This window comes from Paenibacillus sp. RC73 (assembly GCF_044908085.1).
Taxonomy (GTDB): Bacteria; Bacillota; Bacilli; order Paenibacillales; family Paenibacillaceae; genus Paenibacillus; species Paenibacillus terrae_A.
This window is the reverse complement of record NZ_JBIYCV010000004.1, coordinates 456,764-475,675: the sequence shown is the minus strand read 5'-3', so window position 1 is coordinate 475,675 and position 18,912 is coordinate 456,764. Positions and strand designations below refer to the sequence as shown.

15 protein-coding genes are annotated in these 18,912 nt (G+C 45.6%); all 15 read right to left on the bottom strand.

The window, feature by feature from the left end; all coding sequences use genetic code 11:
- Positions 1–13 precede the first annotated feature (13 nt).
- The 15 genes from ABH897_RS12255 to licT all read right to left on the bottom strand — a co-directional run bounded on the left by ABH897_RS12255 (position 14) and on the right by licT (position 18,645).
- The gene (locus tag ABH897_RS12255; protein ID WP_283655133.1) at positions 14–1,438 is read right to left on the bottom strand and encodes a hypothetical protein; all 1,425 of its coding nucleotides are present in this window, start codon (positions 1,436–1,438) and stop codon (positions 14–16) included.
- A gap of 40 nt (positions 1,439–1,478) precedes the next feature.
- Positions 1,479–3,797, bottom strand: coding sequence for a PKD domain-containing protein (locus ABH897_RS12250; protein WP_404592048.1), 2,319 nt, complete (start codon positions 3,795–3,797; stop codon positions 1,479–1,481).
- 17 nt (positions 3,798–3,814) lie between these two features.
- The gene (locus ABH897_RS12245; protein ID WP_404580807.1) at positions 3,815–4,201 is read right to left on the bottom strand and encodes a Low copy number virion structural protein; all 387 of its coding nucleotides are present in this window, start codon (positions 4,199–4,201) and stop codon (positions 3,815–3,817) included.
- 3 nt (positions 4,202–4,204) lie between these two features.
- Positions 4,205–4,624, bottom strand: a complete 420-nt coding sequence (locus ABH897_RS12240) for a hypothetical protein (protein ID WP_404592047.1) — start codon at positions 4,622–4,624, stop codon at positions 4,205–4,207.
- Between the two features lie 107 nt (positions 4,625–4,731).
- On the bottom strand, positions 4,732–8,169 hold the full coding sequence (locus tag ABH897_RS12235) for a peptidoglycan DD-metalloendopeptidase family protein (RefSeq protein ID WP_404592046.1): 3,438 nt from the start codon (positions 8,167–8,169) through the stop codon (positions 4,732–4,734).
- A gap of 25 nt (positions 8,170–8,194) precedes the next feature.
- Positions 8,195–9,244 carry a hypothetical protein gene (locus tag ABH897_RS12230; RefSeq protein ID WP_283655130.1) on the bottom strand — a complete coding sequence of 350 codons (1,050 nt, stop codon included), beginning with the start codon at positions 9,242–9,244 and terminating at the stop codon, positions 8,195–8,197.
- Position 9,245: 1 nt separating this feature from the next.
- Positions 9,246–9,863 (bottom strand): S-layer homology domain-containing protein, encoded by a 618-nt coding sequence (locus ABH897_RS12225; protein ID WP_283655129.1) that lies wholly within the window; start codon positions 9,861–9,863, stop codon positions 9,246–9,248.
- Between the two features lie 55 nt (positions 9,864–9,918).
- On the bottom strand, positions 9,919–10,710 hold the full coding sequence (locus ABH897_RS12220) for a hypothetical protein (RefSeq protein ID WP_283655128.1): 792 nt from the start codon (positions 10,708–10,710) through the stop codon (positions 9,919–9,921).
- 65 nt (positions 10,711–10,775) lie between these two features.
- Positions 10,776–10,994, bottom strand: coding sequence for a hypothetical protein (locus ABH897_RS12215; RefSeq protein ID WP_283655127.1), 219 nt, complete (start codon positions 10,992–10,994; stop codon positions 10,776–10,778).
- A 125-nt stretch (positions 10,995–11,119) separates the two neighbouring features.
- Complete coding sequence (locus ABH897_RS12210) at positions 11,120–11,554, bottom strand: DNA polymerase III subunit gamma/tau (protein WP_283655126.1); 435 nt, start codon at positions 11,552–11,554, stop codon at positions 11,120–11,122.
- Between the two features lie 22 nt (positions 11,555–11,576).
- Positions 11,577–12,629 carry a hypothetical protein gene (locus ABH897_RS12205; protein ID WP_404519913.1) on the bottom strand — a complete coding sequence of 351 codons (1,053 nt, stop codon included), beginning with the start codon at positions 12,627–12,629 and terminating at the stop codon, positions 11,577–11,579.
- Positions 12,630–13,265: 636 nt separating this feature from the next.
- A complete protein-coding gene (locus ABH897_RS12200; protein ID WP_283655123.1) occupies positions 13,266–13,964 on the bottom strand; it encodes a queuosine precursor transporter in 699 nt (232 codons plus the stop codon).
- 152 nt (positions 13,965–14,116) lie between these two features.
- On the bottom strand, positions 14,117–15,514 hold the full coding sequence (locus ABH897_RS12195) for an L-cystine transporter (protein ID WP_283655122.1): 1,398 nt from the start codon (positions 15,512–15,514) through the stop codon (positions 14,117–14,119).
- A 233-nt stretch (positions 15,515–15,747) separates the two neighbouring features.
- Positions 15,748–17,646 (bottom strand): beta-glucoside-specific PTS transporter subunit IIABC, encoded by a 1,899-nt coding sequence (locus tag ABH897_RS12190; RefSeq protein WP_283655121.1) that lies wholly within the window; start codon positions 17,644–17,646, stop codon positions 15,748–15,750.
- A gap of 165 nt (positions 17,647–17,811) precedes the next feature.
- The gene (licT, locus tag ABH897_RS12185; protein WP_404592045.1) at positions 17,812–18,645 is read right to left on the bottom strand and encodes a BglG family transcription antiterminator LicT; all 834 of its coding nucleotides are present in this window, start codon (positions 18,643–18,645) and stop codon (positions 17,812–17,814) included.
- Positions 18,646–18,912: the final 267 nt, after the last annotated feature.

Genomic DNA, 18,912 nt, shown 5'->3' with positions numbered 1-18,912 from the left:
TAGCCAAGCTACACTACAGAGTAGTTGGTTTTATTTCATTTCCTTCATCATCTACGGTGTTCACATACAAGCCAATGCCCGCGGATCTGAATTGAGTACCTGGTTTTTTGGTCAATGGGGAAATTCCCTCTATCAAGAAGTAACGGTATACATCAAATTCATCTGGACAGTTGGCTCGCTTAACTCTTAATTTGTTGGCATTAAACGAAAAGGCAGCCAAAGAGATCGTATCTTTTAATGTACCGCGCACACCCTCCTCGGGGTGAATAACGTATACTTTGGAAGTATGCACCTTCCCACTGTAACGAGAAGGATTGAAAGTGTATTTGTACAAAGGATTTTCAGCATTATTCCAGGCTCTCGGGTAATCCTTCTTGCCGTCAACAGAAGTTCTGGCTGGCGGCATGAGATTGGGTGGCGAATTCCAGGAAAGATAATGGGCTTGATATCTCGCACCCAGCTTGGCGCGATTAACCATGATATTATCCAGACCATTAGCCGGAAAGTTAGGATATGATTTTAATAAAGGCATAATATGAGGTTGTCGGGTAGTGGTATCGTCAAAATCATACGTAGCGACTCCATTCACCGTATCCCTGATCGGAACCGTTCCTGCAAATAAAGCATAAACGTTATCGCCTTCCTCGACTGGGTCCAGCTTGCCAAAGTAGAGCGGAATGATCGGAACCAGATTGTTTTCTGGAGCCGGTACATTATCACACTGAATGGTAAAAAAGAAATTAGTATCTGAAAGAGTCCCCTTTACGGAAATTTCAGAATCACTCCACCAGTTTGTGTTTTGGACAGGATAATTAAAAGAGTTGTTGTAATAAGACTCCATCAGCTTGTAGCGCAGACCTGCTTGCATAATCGGAGACTGCATACGCGCGCCTTCTGCTTTAGTCACCGTAAACATAGGACCGCTAACCGTTGTTTTCCAGGCAGATTCCTCTACTTCGATATCTAGCGCTGCTCGAAGCTGTCCGGCTTCAGAATTATCATTCCAGGCCAGTACAACATCTGCACCGTCTGGTTTCAATCCTTTTAAATCCTCCAGCATGTACACATATAAAGTATGGGAAAGCCGGTATTTGCGGAATTCATTCGTTGCCCATTCCCCAAATTGCTTGTAGGAATCTTTATCTGGACGCTTCACATAATCAACCAATCGAGGGTACCATGTTCCGGCGATGGCGATACCAAAGCTTTGATTATCCTTATTGGAATATATAAAATGTTCGGCAACCGTAATCCGGAAATTTGTATAATTCCTCACTGCATCTGAAGGATGGGTAATATTGGCGTCGAAAATGACCCTTTTATAATTGGCTGCGACTTTCCAGCCTGCCGTAGCCAGCAACTCTCCCAAACGGGGTTGTAAGTCCGCTTCCGTTACTTTTGGAGTAAATGCTGCTGCTGTCGTATCAATGAATGACATTTGTTTCTCCCCTTTCTTTGAACTACGATTGTGTTCTTTGCTACTTCACTACGGTAATGTCCGCTGTCGCCGTTCCTGTCTGTCCCAGCTCATTCGTTAAGGTAAAGGTTACGGTATACTTCCCCTCTTTCTGAAAAGTAAAGCGGGCGTTATTCACCGTAATGCCTTCTGGATTCGCACCACCTGAAGCAAACCAGTTGGAGATCAATACCGGAGAATGCTTGTTATAGGAAGACATCAATTCCACTCCCTCCCCAGCATGGACCGAAATATGGGATGGAGTCAGGGATACAACGAGCGCAGGCGGCGAAATAGGTAACCGTTTTTCTGGCCTTCGAAGATTTCCAGCCTTCAGAATACCGATACCCGCTGGTCGATAAGGTGTCGCTGCCCGCTTGGTCAATGGTGATATGCCCTCTGTCAAATAATAAGAATACGTCTGATGCTTAGCACCCTCTCCATCGGTGCAGTGTTCATCAACAGCCTCCAGCTCATCCCCATTCATTATAGTTAGGGGCGACAGTAAAATAACATTTCGTAGTGTTCCGTGCGTACCATCTTCCGGATGTATTAATATAGCTCTCGAAGAATGTACCTGCTCCGTGTAGCGGGATGGATTAAACTGATACTGATAGGCACTGCTCATATCGCTGTTGTTCCAGGCTCGAACGTGCTTGGCTCCAGTCGTGTCCTCCCGCAAGGGAGGCATCCTGTTCGACGGAACAGTCCAGGCAAAATAGTACGATTGATAACGTGCACCATACTTTGTTCTCTTGACCATGACAGAATCAATACCGTTACTCGGGTGAACAGGATATCCTTTTAGCATCGGCATAAGCGTATCCTGATGACGTTTTGGATCTGCATCATCATAGTCAAACCGGGCCGATTGGCTGAGCGCACTCTCTAAACTTAAGCCGTCTTTTGCAAATGCAGTCCCTGCGAATAGAGCAGCTGTAGCACCCGCGTTTTCTGTATAGATTTGAAGCTCCACCCAGACTCTTGCGGAAACAGGACTAAAGCCATCAACTCCAGAAGAAGAGAACACTTCCAAGTTAAATGAATTTTTACCATCCACCCCGTAAACAGAGAACTCTCCAAGGTACTCTGCCTGATCTCTGGAATGGGCGGGGGTGTGGGCTTCCGTGGTTCGTAGCTTTACAAGCTCCTGACCTGCAACACGTAGAGAAATATAGTTTGATTCCGCAGCCACATCTCCCGATAACCACACTTTCATCGTCGATCCGGTATTAACCATAGGACTATCCGAGAAAAAGGTTGCTTTGCGAGATTCCTCACCGCCATTCAGTTCAAAAACGCAACTCTCGTTCATTATCGAATGGGTATTGCCCTTGACATCAAAATCGCCCATATAGATCGGGATCGAAGGTACTGCATTACGCTCCCAGGCAGGTGCTGTATCTGCCAGCAAAACCAGCATGACAGTCTTTGCATCCACGTAGCCTCTAAGCTGGACCTTACTGTCCTGCCACCAGTTCGTGAATTTCACATTCATGGTGGCTACCTGTTCATAGCGATCCAATTGCGGAATCCGCGTCCGCGAAGCAACGTAAGGAGATTGGTAGAATTGAGGGAATTGATGCGTAATCATCAACTGAAGCGCTTGGGTCTCATCGTGCAGCCCCCACATAGAGGATTGAATCTCTACATCCAAAGCGAGCCTTTTAAAATCAGCGGATTTATCCCAGCCTACAATCATTCTGCTCGTATTCACGAACTTTTCCAATTGATAAAAATACATCGTATGACGCTCAAACAGATTGTCCTGTTCGACCTTCTGAACAGCCCAAGAGAATATCCCATCAGATTGTGGCTCCAGCTGCGTTCCCCAACCGGCATGGTTTCTGTGAACAGCAAACGGGATTTTTGAGCCTGTATTGTGCAGCTTTTCCTTCACACTGCCCAGCATAGCCATGCCAAAAAGATGCCCTGATACATTTCGCAAAATGTAGTGCTTGGCTACGACAAATTCAAATTCCTCCGAGCCGTTCAGATCACTGTAATAAACAGCCGCCTCTCCTGAAACCCCTGACGCGAAGCTAATACGTTGTCCGCCATCCTTCTTCTCTTCTGCTGAATAATAGGAAGAAGGCATAAGCTCGCCATCCAAATACACAAAGTAGTCACCCTTATGCGCAAGCTTGGGAATATCTACATAGGAGTTGACGAGTGGAAGAGAGAAGCGCTGAATCGTGGGTTTGGCCAGTCGGCTCGAATACACGACCTTATGAAATTCATCCACAATATCCCATCCGTTTTGAGAGCAAAGGGTAACGATTTGACTCAACAACTGATCTTCGTTAACGAGCATTTCCAGCCAAGGACTATCCTCTGGCATTATGTTTCACCTCCTTTCTATTGGAGCATTTGATAATTCACCCATATATCCTTGTTCCTGCCGCCTTCATTAAAAAACTCAAAACGAAATTCCGTCCCTATCGGACAAGGAATAACGGCTGTAAAATACATCCCTTCAGGTAGATCCTTCGTGAAGATACGTTGGCATATCAGCTTATCCCCTACATACAGATTCCAATAATCGCTGGACTCATAAAAAGATGCTCCCACAGCTACCGCAAGCAGCTCGCAATCATGGCTGACTTGCATTGTGCTTTCTACCTTGCCAATTCCTCGGGATTCAATCCGATTGCCCACAATGTACGGTTGGGTCTTCGTTGGCATAAAAGGCGGGTCCAAACGTCCTCCTACCATATAGCTTGCAAAATTAGCACCACTGGACAAAGACTACACCGCCCTTACATAATCAAGAGTCAGATTTTTGAACAAACCATTTTCACGAATAATGCTTCCCCGTATAGCGTTTAACGATGGAATATCAGCCTCTTCTTCCATTTCTGCATTGAGGGTTGTGGAGGCTTCAAATTCAATAAAAAATCCGGTCACCTGCAACAGATCGTCCCGATACAGCGTTAGCCGTTCCAGCAAGCCGTTATCATAGGTGTATAACACTGACGTTACCAATGCAGGATATTGAAGCATTTCACGGGCCACGTCGATGGTCATGACATTGGGCTCCTCCTGAGCCTTTTTTTCCAACAAGTCGTCCGTCTGACCCGCATGTACCCTTTCCTTACGTACTTCGCGTCGAATCAGATCAATAATCGGAAATACCTCGTTGGAGTTCGTAAAATTCTGGTTCTCCAAAGTTCACACCTCACCTTCTCCTTCAATATAAGAAAAAGGAAACGACAATTAACGCAGGCTACGTAATGCCATTTCCTTTTATTATGTTATGGATCATACTGTAAAAATCAGGATGTTGCAGGAAGAGCGGACCAGGTTAGCTCCAGATAGTTAATCATGCCGCATTCATTACCGACCAGCCTGTTGCCCTTAATCAGATAATATCCCGCATTACAGGTATGGTTGTCATACACATAACACCCATCCAAAAGCTCTACGAGCGGGTTACCGCGAATGACAATGTTTTTGGTGCGGGCTTGTCTTTTCATATCAAAAAATACTTTATTCGCTATCTGCTGCTTGAGATCACGCATGGATGCCCCATCCTGCTCTTCAATCCATGGTAGCTGTAATCCGGTAGTTCTCATATTCCCTTTGGTGGCGACAATCAGGCTTTTATCCAGAAAATGCTCCGTTAACCCCTCAGAACCAGAAATCATCAGATGGTTGCGAACACGCGAGTAGTCGGTAGAAGACGTCATTTCAAGCAAATGATCATCTGTAAATTCCCACTTGGAACGTGCTATCTGATCCCAATCCGGAGTATCCAGAAAATTCATTCGTTTCAGTGTAAACGTTCCGTAACGATCACATCTGACATCATAGGGCAAATCCTGTATGAGCGATTGTATAGCATCTGATGCCCTTGTTCCCGTCTTGAAGGATACCGTTGCTACGAAAGGATTTTCCCAGCCTTCGGCTGTTTTCACACATTCTTGATCTTGGGGAATCGTCTGAAGCTCTCCTGACTTGGGATCAAATCTCATGTAGGAGTGCTTGCCCTTCTTCACATCAACATATACCGTTTCGTCTATATCCAAATCGGGATATTGGCATTCTTCCCCGTGCACACGCCATGAATTAAGCCCGGCTGCGACCACAATATCCTTTACAATACTGGATTTCATCCAGGCAAAGGCGCCGCCGTCCCCAGCATACGCTTCCTCTGGAGGGTAGATCATATCCTTATAAAATATAAATTCCTCCAGCATGTCATAACGGTCTACACAGTGGAACGTAAGCGTTCTTCTCTCGGCATCCTCCTCAATTTCACCCTTGATCATGCCTGTAAATACACGTACCAGCTCATCACCGTAGCCTGCATAAATACGGATGGGAGTCCCTTCACTAATCAGATGTCTTCGCTCACCCTCCTCCCAATAGGTAAATTCGTTAGGTGGCTGCTTCCTCCCATCAGGAAATGCAGCGTAACGTTCCAGGGATAGGGAGTAGATCCCTTTGGCATTATTTAAAGTTACGGTGGCTGACGTCGAGGACATATCCATGTGAGAATGAACCTCCCAGTTCATCACATCCCGTTCCAGTGAAGCGGTATCCTCATACTGAAACCCGCCGACGTCATACCATTTCTCCTTATACGTATCTGCGATATGGGTGGCAAACTGCTCAATAGAGTAATCATGAAAGGAATATTTTACCTCTGCAATATACAGACCACCGCTGGATACGGAAAACCGCAGTCTGTTCGCCGTATCATCCTCGGATACGCCGCGTACCCGGGTATTTTCCCATTGTTCGACACCACCCGGAAGTATGCTTTTAATATATACATCCAGATCTGTTTCGTTATGGCAGGTTACTACATAATCGGTGTACTCGCTCATATGGTTATGGCTATAGGAGCCAACATTCGTAGAAATCCCCTGATCTGTAACCTTGACCACAAAGGCTTTGGAGCCACTGGACATTATTATTTTCCCTTGTGTTCCCTGATCGGCCTTAATTCGGAACTGCATCGTAAATGGAAATTTGTTTATCTTCCCTGTCCGTTCAATACCAGCCTCTTCCCGTGCTGTGGATATCTTCTGCTGATCCCCCAGATCCGTCACCACTACCTGCTGATCGGGAGTCCAATCATTTATTGTGCTCATCGGGTCTTCGAACGTCCAGACTGTTTTGGCTGAGACGGATTCCACATCAAATTCTCTGGCTTTCAGGAAAGTGATCCCGAAATTGCCTCTTGACGCCTTGGAAGGATTCGACATTGAAAATTCGATCTTGTGGTGTCCACCAGGCACCGGAATAGAGGGAGGATAAGCCAGTCCGTTTTTGGCATTTACCCCTTCAATGGTCGCAACTACATGGTCGTCCACCTTCACCTCTACTCTGTCCTGGATATCCATATCCGACACATAGGCCCAGCTTAAACAACCCGCCTTGAACCAGTCATGCACAAACGTGAATTTCTTCACCTGACCCGCCCCGTCTGTTCGTTGAAAACCTAAAACATTACGAACCTGATTAGGCGTTTCATTGGTGAAAAATTGTGTGGCACCCACGATATCCACAAATTTCAAAGGGTCCAGACTCGTTTTTTGAGCCGTAAAATCCTTGTTGTACGACACCTTCTCCGTGGCACGGTTGATCTGGTAGGATACAATGGATTGATCGACTTCTGAGTTTGCGCTGCGAGTTCTTCCGTCCCCCCATTGCTTGATTTTCACAATGACAGGTTTTCGCCCAAACTGGAGGCATTGCTCCGCATTTTCCATTAAAATTTCAATACGTTTGCCCTTCGTGGAGCCAGCCGTATCATCAGCCACATATTCGCCCCAATTTTTCCCGTCTACCAACAGCTCAACCTTACTTCCCAACGGAATGACAGAGGGATCGACAGCAATAATTTTGTAATCCTTCCACTGCCGTACATCTGTTCCTCCTCTTGTAATGCCTTCAGAGTTTGCAGCATTTACATAATAAGCCCACGCTTCCATACTATATTCCGTGTAGGATTCGACAGTGCTAGCTGCCAACGATGGAGTGACTGTGCTTTTATTCTGAACAGCCGCATCCAGCAATCGAATGGGCAATTGTATGGATTTTTCCCCGCGCAGGAAAGCTTCGGGGTTCAAATCCTCGCCATCCTTGCGAACCTCAAAATGAAGATGTGCTCCATCCCCACCTCCACTACTACTCTTGTGACCCGAGTTCCATCCTATAGCAATCGGATCTCCAGCCTTCACATGATCTCCAACCTTGACCATCATCGCATTGGGTTTCAAATGAGCATACCGGGTCGTCCAGCCGTTGCCGTGATGAATATATACAGCGTGACCGTAGCCCTTTACAGCACCAGCCGCAGTAATTCTTCCATCCCATACGGCATGAATGGTATCCTCCTTGTCACAATCCAGGTCCACTCCCTTGTGAAGAGGGCGCTTGGAATTCACTGAACGGTGACGGCTGGTAACCAGCATGCCCTGTATATGATTCGAATCGGTAACATGCCCACGCATTTTCGAACTAGAAAGTATAGGCATGGACATAGGCAAATTGGCGAGACGGGCTATTTCGCTAACCTTTGTGGCTTCCTTTTCACTTGATAGCTGGGTCACACCATCAATGGACAAAAAGTCTTTAACGACCGTATCTTTTACATATTGAACAACGTCTTGGTTTGGCCGCAAGCTGCGGACATAGGACATTTTGTCCAGCTCTACAATTACGCGTGGCTGATGACCCCGAGCCTGTCCGTGCTTATTCATGGATTCAAAAGTCATTTTTCATCACCTATCTGAATTTTTCTAGGGCCCATTCTATGAATCGGTTTAAAAATACGACAGCTTCCGCACGTGTAATACATTTTTCTGGCTCCAGCATATTGTTTTCATAGAGTGGAAATACATAGCTTCCGTCTAGAAACTGCTCACTTATCAAGTCCATAACATCCTGCTCATACCATTGGCCTGAGAAAGAGCTTCGGTCCTGCAAGGTTCTCGGCGGATACGTATTGCTCTCCAATCCACGGTCGGTATATCTGTTATAGATATCCACCCGCATCTGTTGAAGAAGAACAAGAAACTGTGCTCTTTTCATACGAACATTCGGAAAGAAACGGTCATGATAACGAGCATGTACAGTGCTGACAACGACCGTCTCCTGTTTAAATTGCACACTCCCGGCTTCACGATAGTTATATCCGACAGTCGCGGGAAATCCGTTATAGTTGAAGGGGAGATACACAATTCCTTGATGAATCACAAATGCATCCTGCCTGAAGCCGAATGCTTTCTTAATCACTTCCTTTGGATCTTCTTCCGATTGGATTTTCACAGGTAACCGCTTGAGCTTGGTTCCCAGAACCGTGACCGTCTCCGGCTGATATTTCGTTTGGCTCTGATAATCAGCCGCCATGGACAAGATCGCAGAAGGCAGGATAATCAGACTTTCGTCCGTATCCATATAAGGTTTTTGAACACAGCCATCCCCCTGATAAGCGGGTCTGCCATAAGCGATACATACCACCTCAAGTCCGCCGGATAAAGGATGGGGCATCGTTATTTTTTCGTTTTCCACTCTTTCAGGCTGTACCTGAACTCCAGCGACGAAAACAAAAACTGGATTTTCAATATGCATCTGATAGCCGGGAATGGCAAATTCCTGCTGACCATCGAACGTTACAAAGCGCTTGACAATGCGTTCATGTTCTTGGTCAAAAGTGTCGTAGGGCATCCCCTCGATAAAGCTGTGCTCGTTGCGGGCATCCAGACCTAAACGTGCCATATCTAACATATCTCTATAAAACCAATCCAGTGGATCTACATCAATCCAACGTTTCATCTCAATACCCCCTTAGAATCCGGTCCACATACCTATAGGACCTCATCAAAAAGGTGATTCCCTCTGCCCGGGTACAGCCCTCGTCCGGTCTGAAATAAGGGCTGACTTCGCCTTCATCCGCAGGGATGGTAACCATACCACGCTGCTCCATTTCCTCGATATAGCTGGATGCCCAATGGCCATTGAGGTCCATGAATTGGCTTTTGCAGCGGTATTCATCACCTTGCTTGCGAATAAGTGACATTTGGACTTGGATGATATATTTAGTCTCCATCTCCGCCGTTTGAATATCTGGTTTACCTGTCACAACCCCCAGATAGATCGTGCCTTTTTCATCATAATATTTGTGTTCTGAGCCTATAAAAGATAGCCAGTCTGCGTATTCCTTTTTACTGTAAAATAAAAGTGTTAGGGCAGCTGTATAATGTGAAGTTCCACGATTGACCAAGCCTACTGAGTAGGAAAACGTTTCATTAACATGGGATTTCAGAGTCGGAGCCGGTGGCTTATATTCGCTGATAAACTTGGCCTTAACCTCGACAAAGCGAATTCCGTTATCATAAAATAATCGCTTTTTGTAGATCACATCTTCTGATTTATTGGGGCTTTGCTGAGTCAAATGTATACCTCCTGTCATTAAAAATGATGTTTACTCCGGTTCGACAGAGTATGGATTAATATGACGTACTGCTACGATAAGCAGTGGTCGGATTCATAAGAAGCTGATCCCGTAAGCTTCCGGCTCTACCGTTTTTAAGACCTCTTCCCAGTCCGTTACCGATCGCTTCCAGTTGGGTCGGACTTACGTCATTCGTGACATTAGGCAATGTCATATGGACGATGACGTCACCGGAGTTGATCGTGTACGATGGGTGCATGTTTGCACGTGTCAGATATTCTTTGCTGGTCAGCTCTGTGACGCCCCCTGGCATATGAAACGTTCCAGCTAATGGCTCCACCCCACTCCAAATCCCCAATTGGGCTTGCAGGGACTGCCCTCTCCATTCGCTGTGCTGCTCTCGGAATTCCCATGAAGCTTCCGACTTCATATGAAATGCACGCTGATGACGGAGTACACTTTGCAAGTCCTGAGTTTGGTGCTTGCGCATACAGATATACTCCATAGAGCCTGTTCGTATATCTGCTATTTCAGCGTTTAGCGTCTTCCTGCTTGGATCCCTCTGCACCTTGCCCACGTATTCATTCATGGGGAAGGTCAGCGGCTTCGTTTTACCATTCATATCATGTTGCAGACTTTGACTCTCATCTGCGGGTAGCTGATCTGGTTTTTGCTGGTTTACTTCGGACCTTGTCCTACAATCTAATAAGGTGCTTAATGTGTGCTTGTGTTCACTCAAACGCCCTAAGCGTGAAGCCAGCTCCCGAATATCAGCACGAGAAGAATGCCTTAGTGTCTGAATAAATGCCTGTAGCTCCACAAGCACATCAACCTCTATATTGCCCATACATTCACCGCCTTTTATAAAATGAAACTCCCGCCCCTCCATACGGAGCAGAGCAGGAGTGCCTTTCATCCAAGCATATTAGCCAGAAATGCCATATCTTCTTCGTCCGCTATCTTATAGCTGCCCATATATGAGCCGTCTTCCCTGACTTCTTCACGGGCTGTATGGCGGGTATCCGAACGATCCATTTGATCAGTCCCGCTCCATAGCCCACCGGCAGACATGGAGGATACTTTAATTGTAAATTCGATATGGTCATGACACTGCTCCAGATAGTAGCCCAACTGAGGGAGCGTAAGGTCCCAAACCTGATGCTTATCCAGGTGACAATAATGGGCCAGCTTAAAAAAAAGATTCGCCCAGTCAACGGGAGCTTGCCGGTCATACTCCAGCTCCTCATCCTCAGTGGCTACATGGACTTTTTTATTCCATTCAGTCCGATCATGGCATCAATAATTTGCTTGGCCGTTTCGAGGTCAACATACTCCTCCAGATGCTCAGGAGTCATCCAGCTATAATAAGGCTTGAAGCCCATCATCAGCACATCTATCAGCTCATGATAACGATCCGCACCTTCCGGGTCATCTGGAATCAGATTTGCAATAATAATGCCGGAATCAATAGCGTTCAGCTTTTTAATCAGCTTACGCGCATCCTTTAACCCAAGCGGAGGCAAATAATACGTTTTACCGTCACGGAGACGCACCTTTTCATCTTCTTCAAAGAAAGCTTTTTCTTTGATCTGTGCTTCCTCTTCTGTCAAAACCTTCTTTGTACTTTCTACCACCGCATCTGACTTGGAAGGCTCATTTTTAGATGGAACGGTGAACTCTCTTTCATTCATTTCGAAAACACATCCTTACGTATCAGTTGTTAGCAGATGTTGTTGCGATCTCATAACGCTTGATCGTGCCGAGCTTGTTATCAAAGCGTTCCGGGTCAATGACCGTCAAGGTTACACTATGCGTAGACGCCTGCTGGCGCTGAGCATCAATCGTGAAATTGGATTTCACACGACATTGATACAATTCCGTTTGGTATCCTTGCACAGAACCGTCCTTTTGCTCAAAACGGCCATCATGAACCAGGTGAACCGTCAACGGTAAATCCCTGCTCGAAATATCCAGAACATCCACCACTTCATTGCGTTTATAGTTTACATAAATGGCTACATCCTTCAACGCTGCATTGAAAATCAGCTTTCCCCCTTCAACAAGGTATTGCTCCTCGGTAGGGGTTCCGGTGAGCGAACGTTTGAGAAGCTTGTTTCCATTTAGCGTACGCACTGAAATTTCAGGCGTGGTATGCAGCGAGGTACCAAAGACAAGCTCTGCCTCACACTTCCCGTTTACTTCCTGAATAACGTGCTTCTCTTCCAGCTCCCATACAAATCCATCATCATCCTGCTGGATTCCACTCAAAGCGACAGGATAGACAATCACTACTTTTTTCCCGGCCAACGCTGCATCGAACACTGCCTTATTACCTGTCACGGTAACTTCTGTGGTTACATCTGTGCCTGTAATTACATCCTCGTAAGCCTTCATTGCAGGACTTGTCGCTGCGGCTTCTGTGAGCAGCACCTGGTATGGGGATTCCCCTGGAACCGTCACGGTTTCCGTTGTCAGTCGGTAAGACGCTCCGCTAACACCTTCACGAAGCTTGGAACCGAGGACGAGACGGACCAGATTTAAGTCAAATTTGGCATCTTGAGCTGTAATATCAATCGTTTTTTTACGAAGCAATGCATCCAAGGGCACACTGGAATCTCCACCCTCGATATCGTGCATATCCAGTTGGATGTCCAAAAGCATGTTGTTCAGTGTTCCAATCGTGATGAGTTCATCACTATTCGGAATTTTAGCCATAAACTTGCCCGCACCTTTAATCAACATTTTTTTGTTTTTCGTCATTCCCATCTTCAAAAACCTCCAGTTTATTATTCCATTCTAATGGTATCCCGATTGGAATGGAGTATTTATATGTGTTCTCAAGGCCCGCGTCATGATCTGAACCCGTGACAACTTGACCTTTGAGCAAACCACCTTCCTGACGATATCAATATAAGTGAAGTATTGGATGTTTTAACTGTAGCGATGTACTTGATCTCTTCATCGTCCTCGTTTCTTCATACAGGGTCTACACCCCTCAATAGACGACCTCGGAATATGCTGCTGCCAATTAGACTGTTCAACCTCATGAGGATAAACAAGTTTACCGAACTGATCCATTACTTTACCCGTAAGTTCGCCGATACAATGCAGGCATAGCAAGGGTTCTCCTGCCATTTTCTCTGCCATAAAGTTTTCTCTAGCCCTTTGTGTCACATAACGAAATTCACACCGGATACATGGGGTAAACTGCATCATTCCTGTAGCCTCCTTCATAGTACAAGGTTTGATTTTCTCCTTACGTAGTCTCCAATATTACAATTCATCTGACGATCTATATACTTCAATATAAGTAACTGTAAGCTTCATTGAACGATTTATATATAAGAATAAGAACGATTTCATTGGTTATACAAAAAAAAGGAGGAGCAACCCCAAGCCAAATTACGGCTTGAGCGTCTGCCCCTCCTCTTCTGCAAAGCGGAAGTTGCGTGCGATGTACAATATCGGTGTACCCGCCGCGGTTAGTACAAATTTTAAGATATAGGTGGTGAACAGTAGCTCCAGCCATATTCCCCATTCATAGCCGTAAAAGGCGATGCTGCAAAAAATGAGCGTATCAATAAACGAGCTAATCATCGTACTGCCATTGCCGCGAATCCAGAGCTGGTGACGTTGCGGGAAAAACTTGCGAATCCACGAGTATAGACGAACGTCCAGCAATTGGCTAACCGCATAGGCCGTCAGGCTGGCAAGCGCAAGTCTGGGTAATAGTCCGAATAATTGCTGCATCGGCGCCTGGGCAAAATCGGTTGTATTAGGCTGAAACACCAGCGCCATCTGCATCGTTAGCGTCGTCATAATCAGCGTGAAAAAGCCGAACCACACCGCTTTGCGTGCCTCTTTAGGCCCGTATTTTTCATTCAGCAAATCGCTGGCCATGTACATAGAGACATACATTGTATTTCCCAATGTCGTCGTAATACCGAGCAAATCAATGGTTTTGGTTACCTGAATGTTGGCAAGTACGGTAGCCACACCAATCCAGGCGTATAACCCTTTTTTACCGAACAAACGATAACATAACAAAAAGAACATAAAATTGACGAGGACAAAGGCTGCCCCCCATAGCAAATTAAACATGAAATCCTCCTAGTTTTGATAGCGCGGGATGGTTGCGAACCGCGGTTCATCCGGAGTAAGCCGGAAAAACATTATTTTAATGTATCACAGATTACGATTCGTGAACAGTAAACCTGCTCCCTAAACTGCGAAGAGAGTCCCTATCGTTCCAATTAGGAGCTTACCGTCGTATCTAGATCCATACCCTGATCGTTGAACACATCCTGATCATTCTCCTTAAGCACCTTGCCTGAAATGAGTCCTGCCGTAATAGAATCATTGACATTCAGCGCTGTGCGTCCCATATCGATCAGTGGCTCAACCGAAATAAGCAATCCCGCCAAGGCTACGGGCAAGTTCATGGTCGAAAGCACGATCAGAGAAGCGAAGGTGGCACCACCGCCTACACCCGCCACGCCGAAGGAACTAACCGTAACGACCAGAATGAGCGTGAGGATAAAATCCCAGCTCGTCGGATTTATGCCCACGGTTGGCGCAATCATGACCGCCAGCATGGCCGGATAAATACCTGCACAGCCGTTTTGTCCAATGGTCGCTCCCAAGGAGGCAGACAGATTCGCGATGCCGTCTGACACACCGAGCTTTTTCGTTTGCGTTTCAACATTTAGCGGAATCGTTGCCGCACTGGAACGGGATGTAAAGGCAAAAACCAGCGTAGGCAATACCTTTTTCACATACGTTACCGGGTTATAGCCGAACAGAGCCAGCAAAATAAGATGAATGACGAACATGACCAACAGAGCCACATAAGAAGCGAGTACAAACTTGATCAGCTTCAAGATTTCATCCGGATTCGTCGTGGCTACAACTTTAGTAATCAGCGCCAAAATACCGTAAGGCGTCAATCTCAGCACCAGCGTCACAATCCGCATCACCACCGCGTACACGGCGTCGATTACTTTACGGAAGGTTTGCGCCTGCTCTGGCTTTTTACGATCCAGTCCAAGCACGGCTACCCCGATAAAAGCCGAGAAAATCACTACTGCCAGCGTCGAAGTACGACGTGCTCCCGTCATATCCTCAAAAGGATTGGATGGAATAAATTCCAGCACCTGCTGTGGAATCGTCATATCCTGAACTGTTCCAAGACGCTCCTCCATCTTCAAACCCTGTGCTTGTTCCTTTTCCCCACTTTGAATCTCAATCGCTTTAAGATCGAACGACAAGCTGGTCACAATACTGACCGAAGCGGCAATAGCCGTTGTAATCAGCAGTACTGCAATAATAGACACGCTTATTTTGCCAAGATTCTGTCTTCCCTTCAAATTCATAATAGCCGAAATGATCGACACCATGATGAGCGGAATAACTACCATTTGCAGCAAACGGACATAACCATTGCCTGCGAGGTTGAACCAATCGACCGATTTTGTAATGACCTCTGAGCCCGCCCCATAGGCGTATTGAAGAATAACCCCGTAGATCAGCCCGAAGCCCAGCCCGGCAAATACCCTTTTTGTAAAGGAAATGTGTTTTTTCTGCATCCAGACCAACACGCCGAGCAGTGCAAGCAGCACAAGCACATTCAAAATAATAAAGAAGGTATCCATATATTTTTCCTCCAGACAGATGATATTTTATTAAGTGACCCTTCAATCCGTTAATTACTATATCACAATACCAACTATCTTTGTAGGTTTTGTTTTAATAAATGGGTTGAAGCCAGTATAGCTTTGGGGGATTACATTGAAAACGCAAAAAGGCAAGTCTTCCTGTTTCGAAGACTTGCCTTTTGTTAATCCAACGATTGATGTTAGATTATACGTAAAATCTTTTGTTGTCGTTAGACGATTACTGTATAAAAAAGCTCCTGTTCCTTAACCACTTTATGCTCATTTCCAGCAGGCTCCAGTTCACTAAACTGAGCTACGTTCGTAACAATAACAGGTGTAATCGTTTCGTAACCAGCCTTGCGAATTTCCGCCAGATCAAACTCCAGCATGAGATCGCCTACTTTCACTCGATCCCCTGCTTTCACATGAGGAGTAAAATGAAGGCCTTTCAGCTTTACCGTATCCATCCCAACGTGTATGAGCATTTCAAGCCCGGAATCACTCACCAAACCTACGGCATGTCCACTTTTGGCAATGGAGAATACGGTACCTTCAACTGGAGAAACAACGCGACCTTCAGATGGCTCAATAGCCCATCCTCTACCCATGATTTCCTGAGAAAAAGCAGGGTCATTGACTTCACTGAGCGGCTTAACCTCACCCATAATCGGGCTGTATACCGGGATTTTCTCGCCTTTTGGCAGTGAGGCCACAGGAGATGGTGCTACTTCCTCAGTAGAGATGTCTCCAGCAGCACCTGTTGATGAAGCTTCTTCTTCCTTCACATCTTCAAAACCGATCAAATAGGTTGCCACTGTAGCAGCCGCAAATGCGATAATGATACCAAGAATTGCGTACAAGAAAGTTGGTCCGATAAACATTGCCAAACCAGGCAAGCCAGCCAGTCCACCCATAACATAAGCTTTTGTGCCAAACAAGCCCATGAATCCTCCGCCAACGGCACCTCCGATCAACGCTGCGATAAACGGTTTTTTAAACCGCATGTTTACCCCATACATTGCAGGCTCGGTTACACCCATAATAGCTGTCAAGCTTGTGGAGAAAGCCAACGTTTTGATTTTGGCATTTTTGGATTTCAAGAATACACCCATTGTAGCGCCAGCCTGAGCCAAGTTAGCTGCTGCCATAATCGGAATCATGTAGTCATAGCCCAGCGTGGCGATAGAACCAATCATGATAGGAATCAACGCATAGTGCATACCTGTCATGATGATCAGGGAGAAGGTACCACCGAGTACCAGACCTGCAAGCGGACCTGTATTTTCAAACAACCAAGAAATACCACCCGACAGGCCATTACCAATAATGGCGCCCAGCGGACCTACTGCAATCAACGTTGCAGGCACAACAATCAACAAAGTCAGTGTCGGAACGACAATCAGCTTCAATGATGCATGTGTATACTTATCAATGAATTTTTCAACATGGGCCGCCAGCCAGATCGCAATAACGATGGGAATAACAGTCGATGCATAGGTTGCCGCCGTCACCGGAAGACCGATAAAGCTAACCTTCACATTGGATGCCAGCAATGCCGTAATCGTCGGATGCAAAATAGAGGCACCTATCGCAGCCGCGATAAACATGTTACTTCCCAGTTTTCTAGCAGCACTCACAGCCAGAATAATCGGCAGGAAATAGAATGCTCCGTCTCCTATTGCCGCTAAAATCGTATAGGTTTGACTCTTATCGGACATCCAGTTCATTGCCACCAATAGAGCAATGATCCCTTTGATCATACCTGCACCGGTGATCGCCGGCAAAATAGGTGTAAACATACCAGCTATAAAGTCAAACAGACTGCTGATCGGGTTTTGTTTTTTCTTGGATGCATTGCTTGCGACTGTCTCACTTTGCGGCACCTTGGACATGTTGCTCACCAACGATTTGTACACGTTAGCTACATCATCACCGATAATAACCTGAAACTGGCCGCCACTCTCCATCACTCCCATGACGCCATCCGTTTTTTTCAACTGATCTTTCTGAGCTTTCTTATTATCATAAAGATTGAAGCGCAAGCGGGTCATGCAGTGAACTACCTGCTCAACGTTTTCTTCACCACCAACCAGTTTAAGTATCTCTTTGGATAATTGATTTCGATCCATGAGGGTTTCCTCTTTTCTTTTAAGGTATAAAATGCGTAAATTGGCAATAAAAAAACCTGAATACAGAAAGCAGACAGCTTTATAAAAAGCCAATCTTCTTTCAGCATTCAGGTTTTGCCTTCTGGTTTAGAAGTAGCAATCCTAAATCCCTGATCATCCATGAAATCATTGATTTTTAATGATACGCTCGATATGAATGGTGAGATATAGCATCTCATCCTGGGATAAGCTCCGACCATAGATTTTAGTCGTATAATCTCTTATTTTTTCAGCACAGGCGTAGGCATTCTTGTACTGCACCTTAACCATATCATGAAGGGAATTATCTGCATTTTGTACAGGGGTCCCGTTCATTACCCGTTGAGCAAAAAATTTGAGATGTGTAATAAAGCGGTAGTAGCTTAACGACTCTTCATCCAGCTCCATTACAAAAAAGCGGCTTACAATGTTAATGATATCCTTGACGATGTTAGTCAGGGCTATCGTTTCGCGCATTTCACTGTTGAGCTGAGCATTCACCAGATGCAGAGCAATGAAGGCTCCTTCATCATCCGGAAGCGTAACTCCCAGCTTGTCCTGAATCATATGCAGTGCTTTGGTCCCAATCGAAAATTCCTTGCGGTACATTCGTTTGATTTCCCAGAAAAGGGCGTTCTTTATATCCATCCCCAAACGATAACGCTCTATGGCAAAATGGATATGATCCGTCAGCGAAATGTAGATGCTGTCATGTAATTCCACACCGAGTATCGTTTTGGCATATTGAATGATCTCATCAGAAATTTCAACATATTCAATAGGGATATCAGACATCAGGGTCATCAGTTTGCGGGAAACCTCGGTGCTTTCAAGCTTAAAGATTTTCTCGATATGCCCTTCATCAATCTCATCGCCTGCGCTTTTCTTAAAAGCAATGCCTCTTCCCATAATGACTAATTCTTTCTGCTGCTCATCAATGACCGTTACAACATTGTTATTCAGCACCTTTGCTATCTTCATTCCATCACCTTAGGCCGCTTGGAGTAGTAAAAAAAGGCAATACCAAAACTGACACTTAGTGCCTGCTTATGGTTTTGCCTGATACAATCAGTAACAATCCACGAATGTGCAGTTTTGAATAACTGCCATCATAATATCATATAAGAACTGAGCTGACAAGTTTTTTTTGTAAACACTTTCATAAGGCCCCTAGGCGATGGGAGCACCAAATTACTGCCTTTAATCTGCACGATAGTGCTGCAGCGTGTCCGCTTTTGGAGTTAGAAA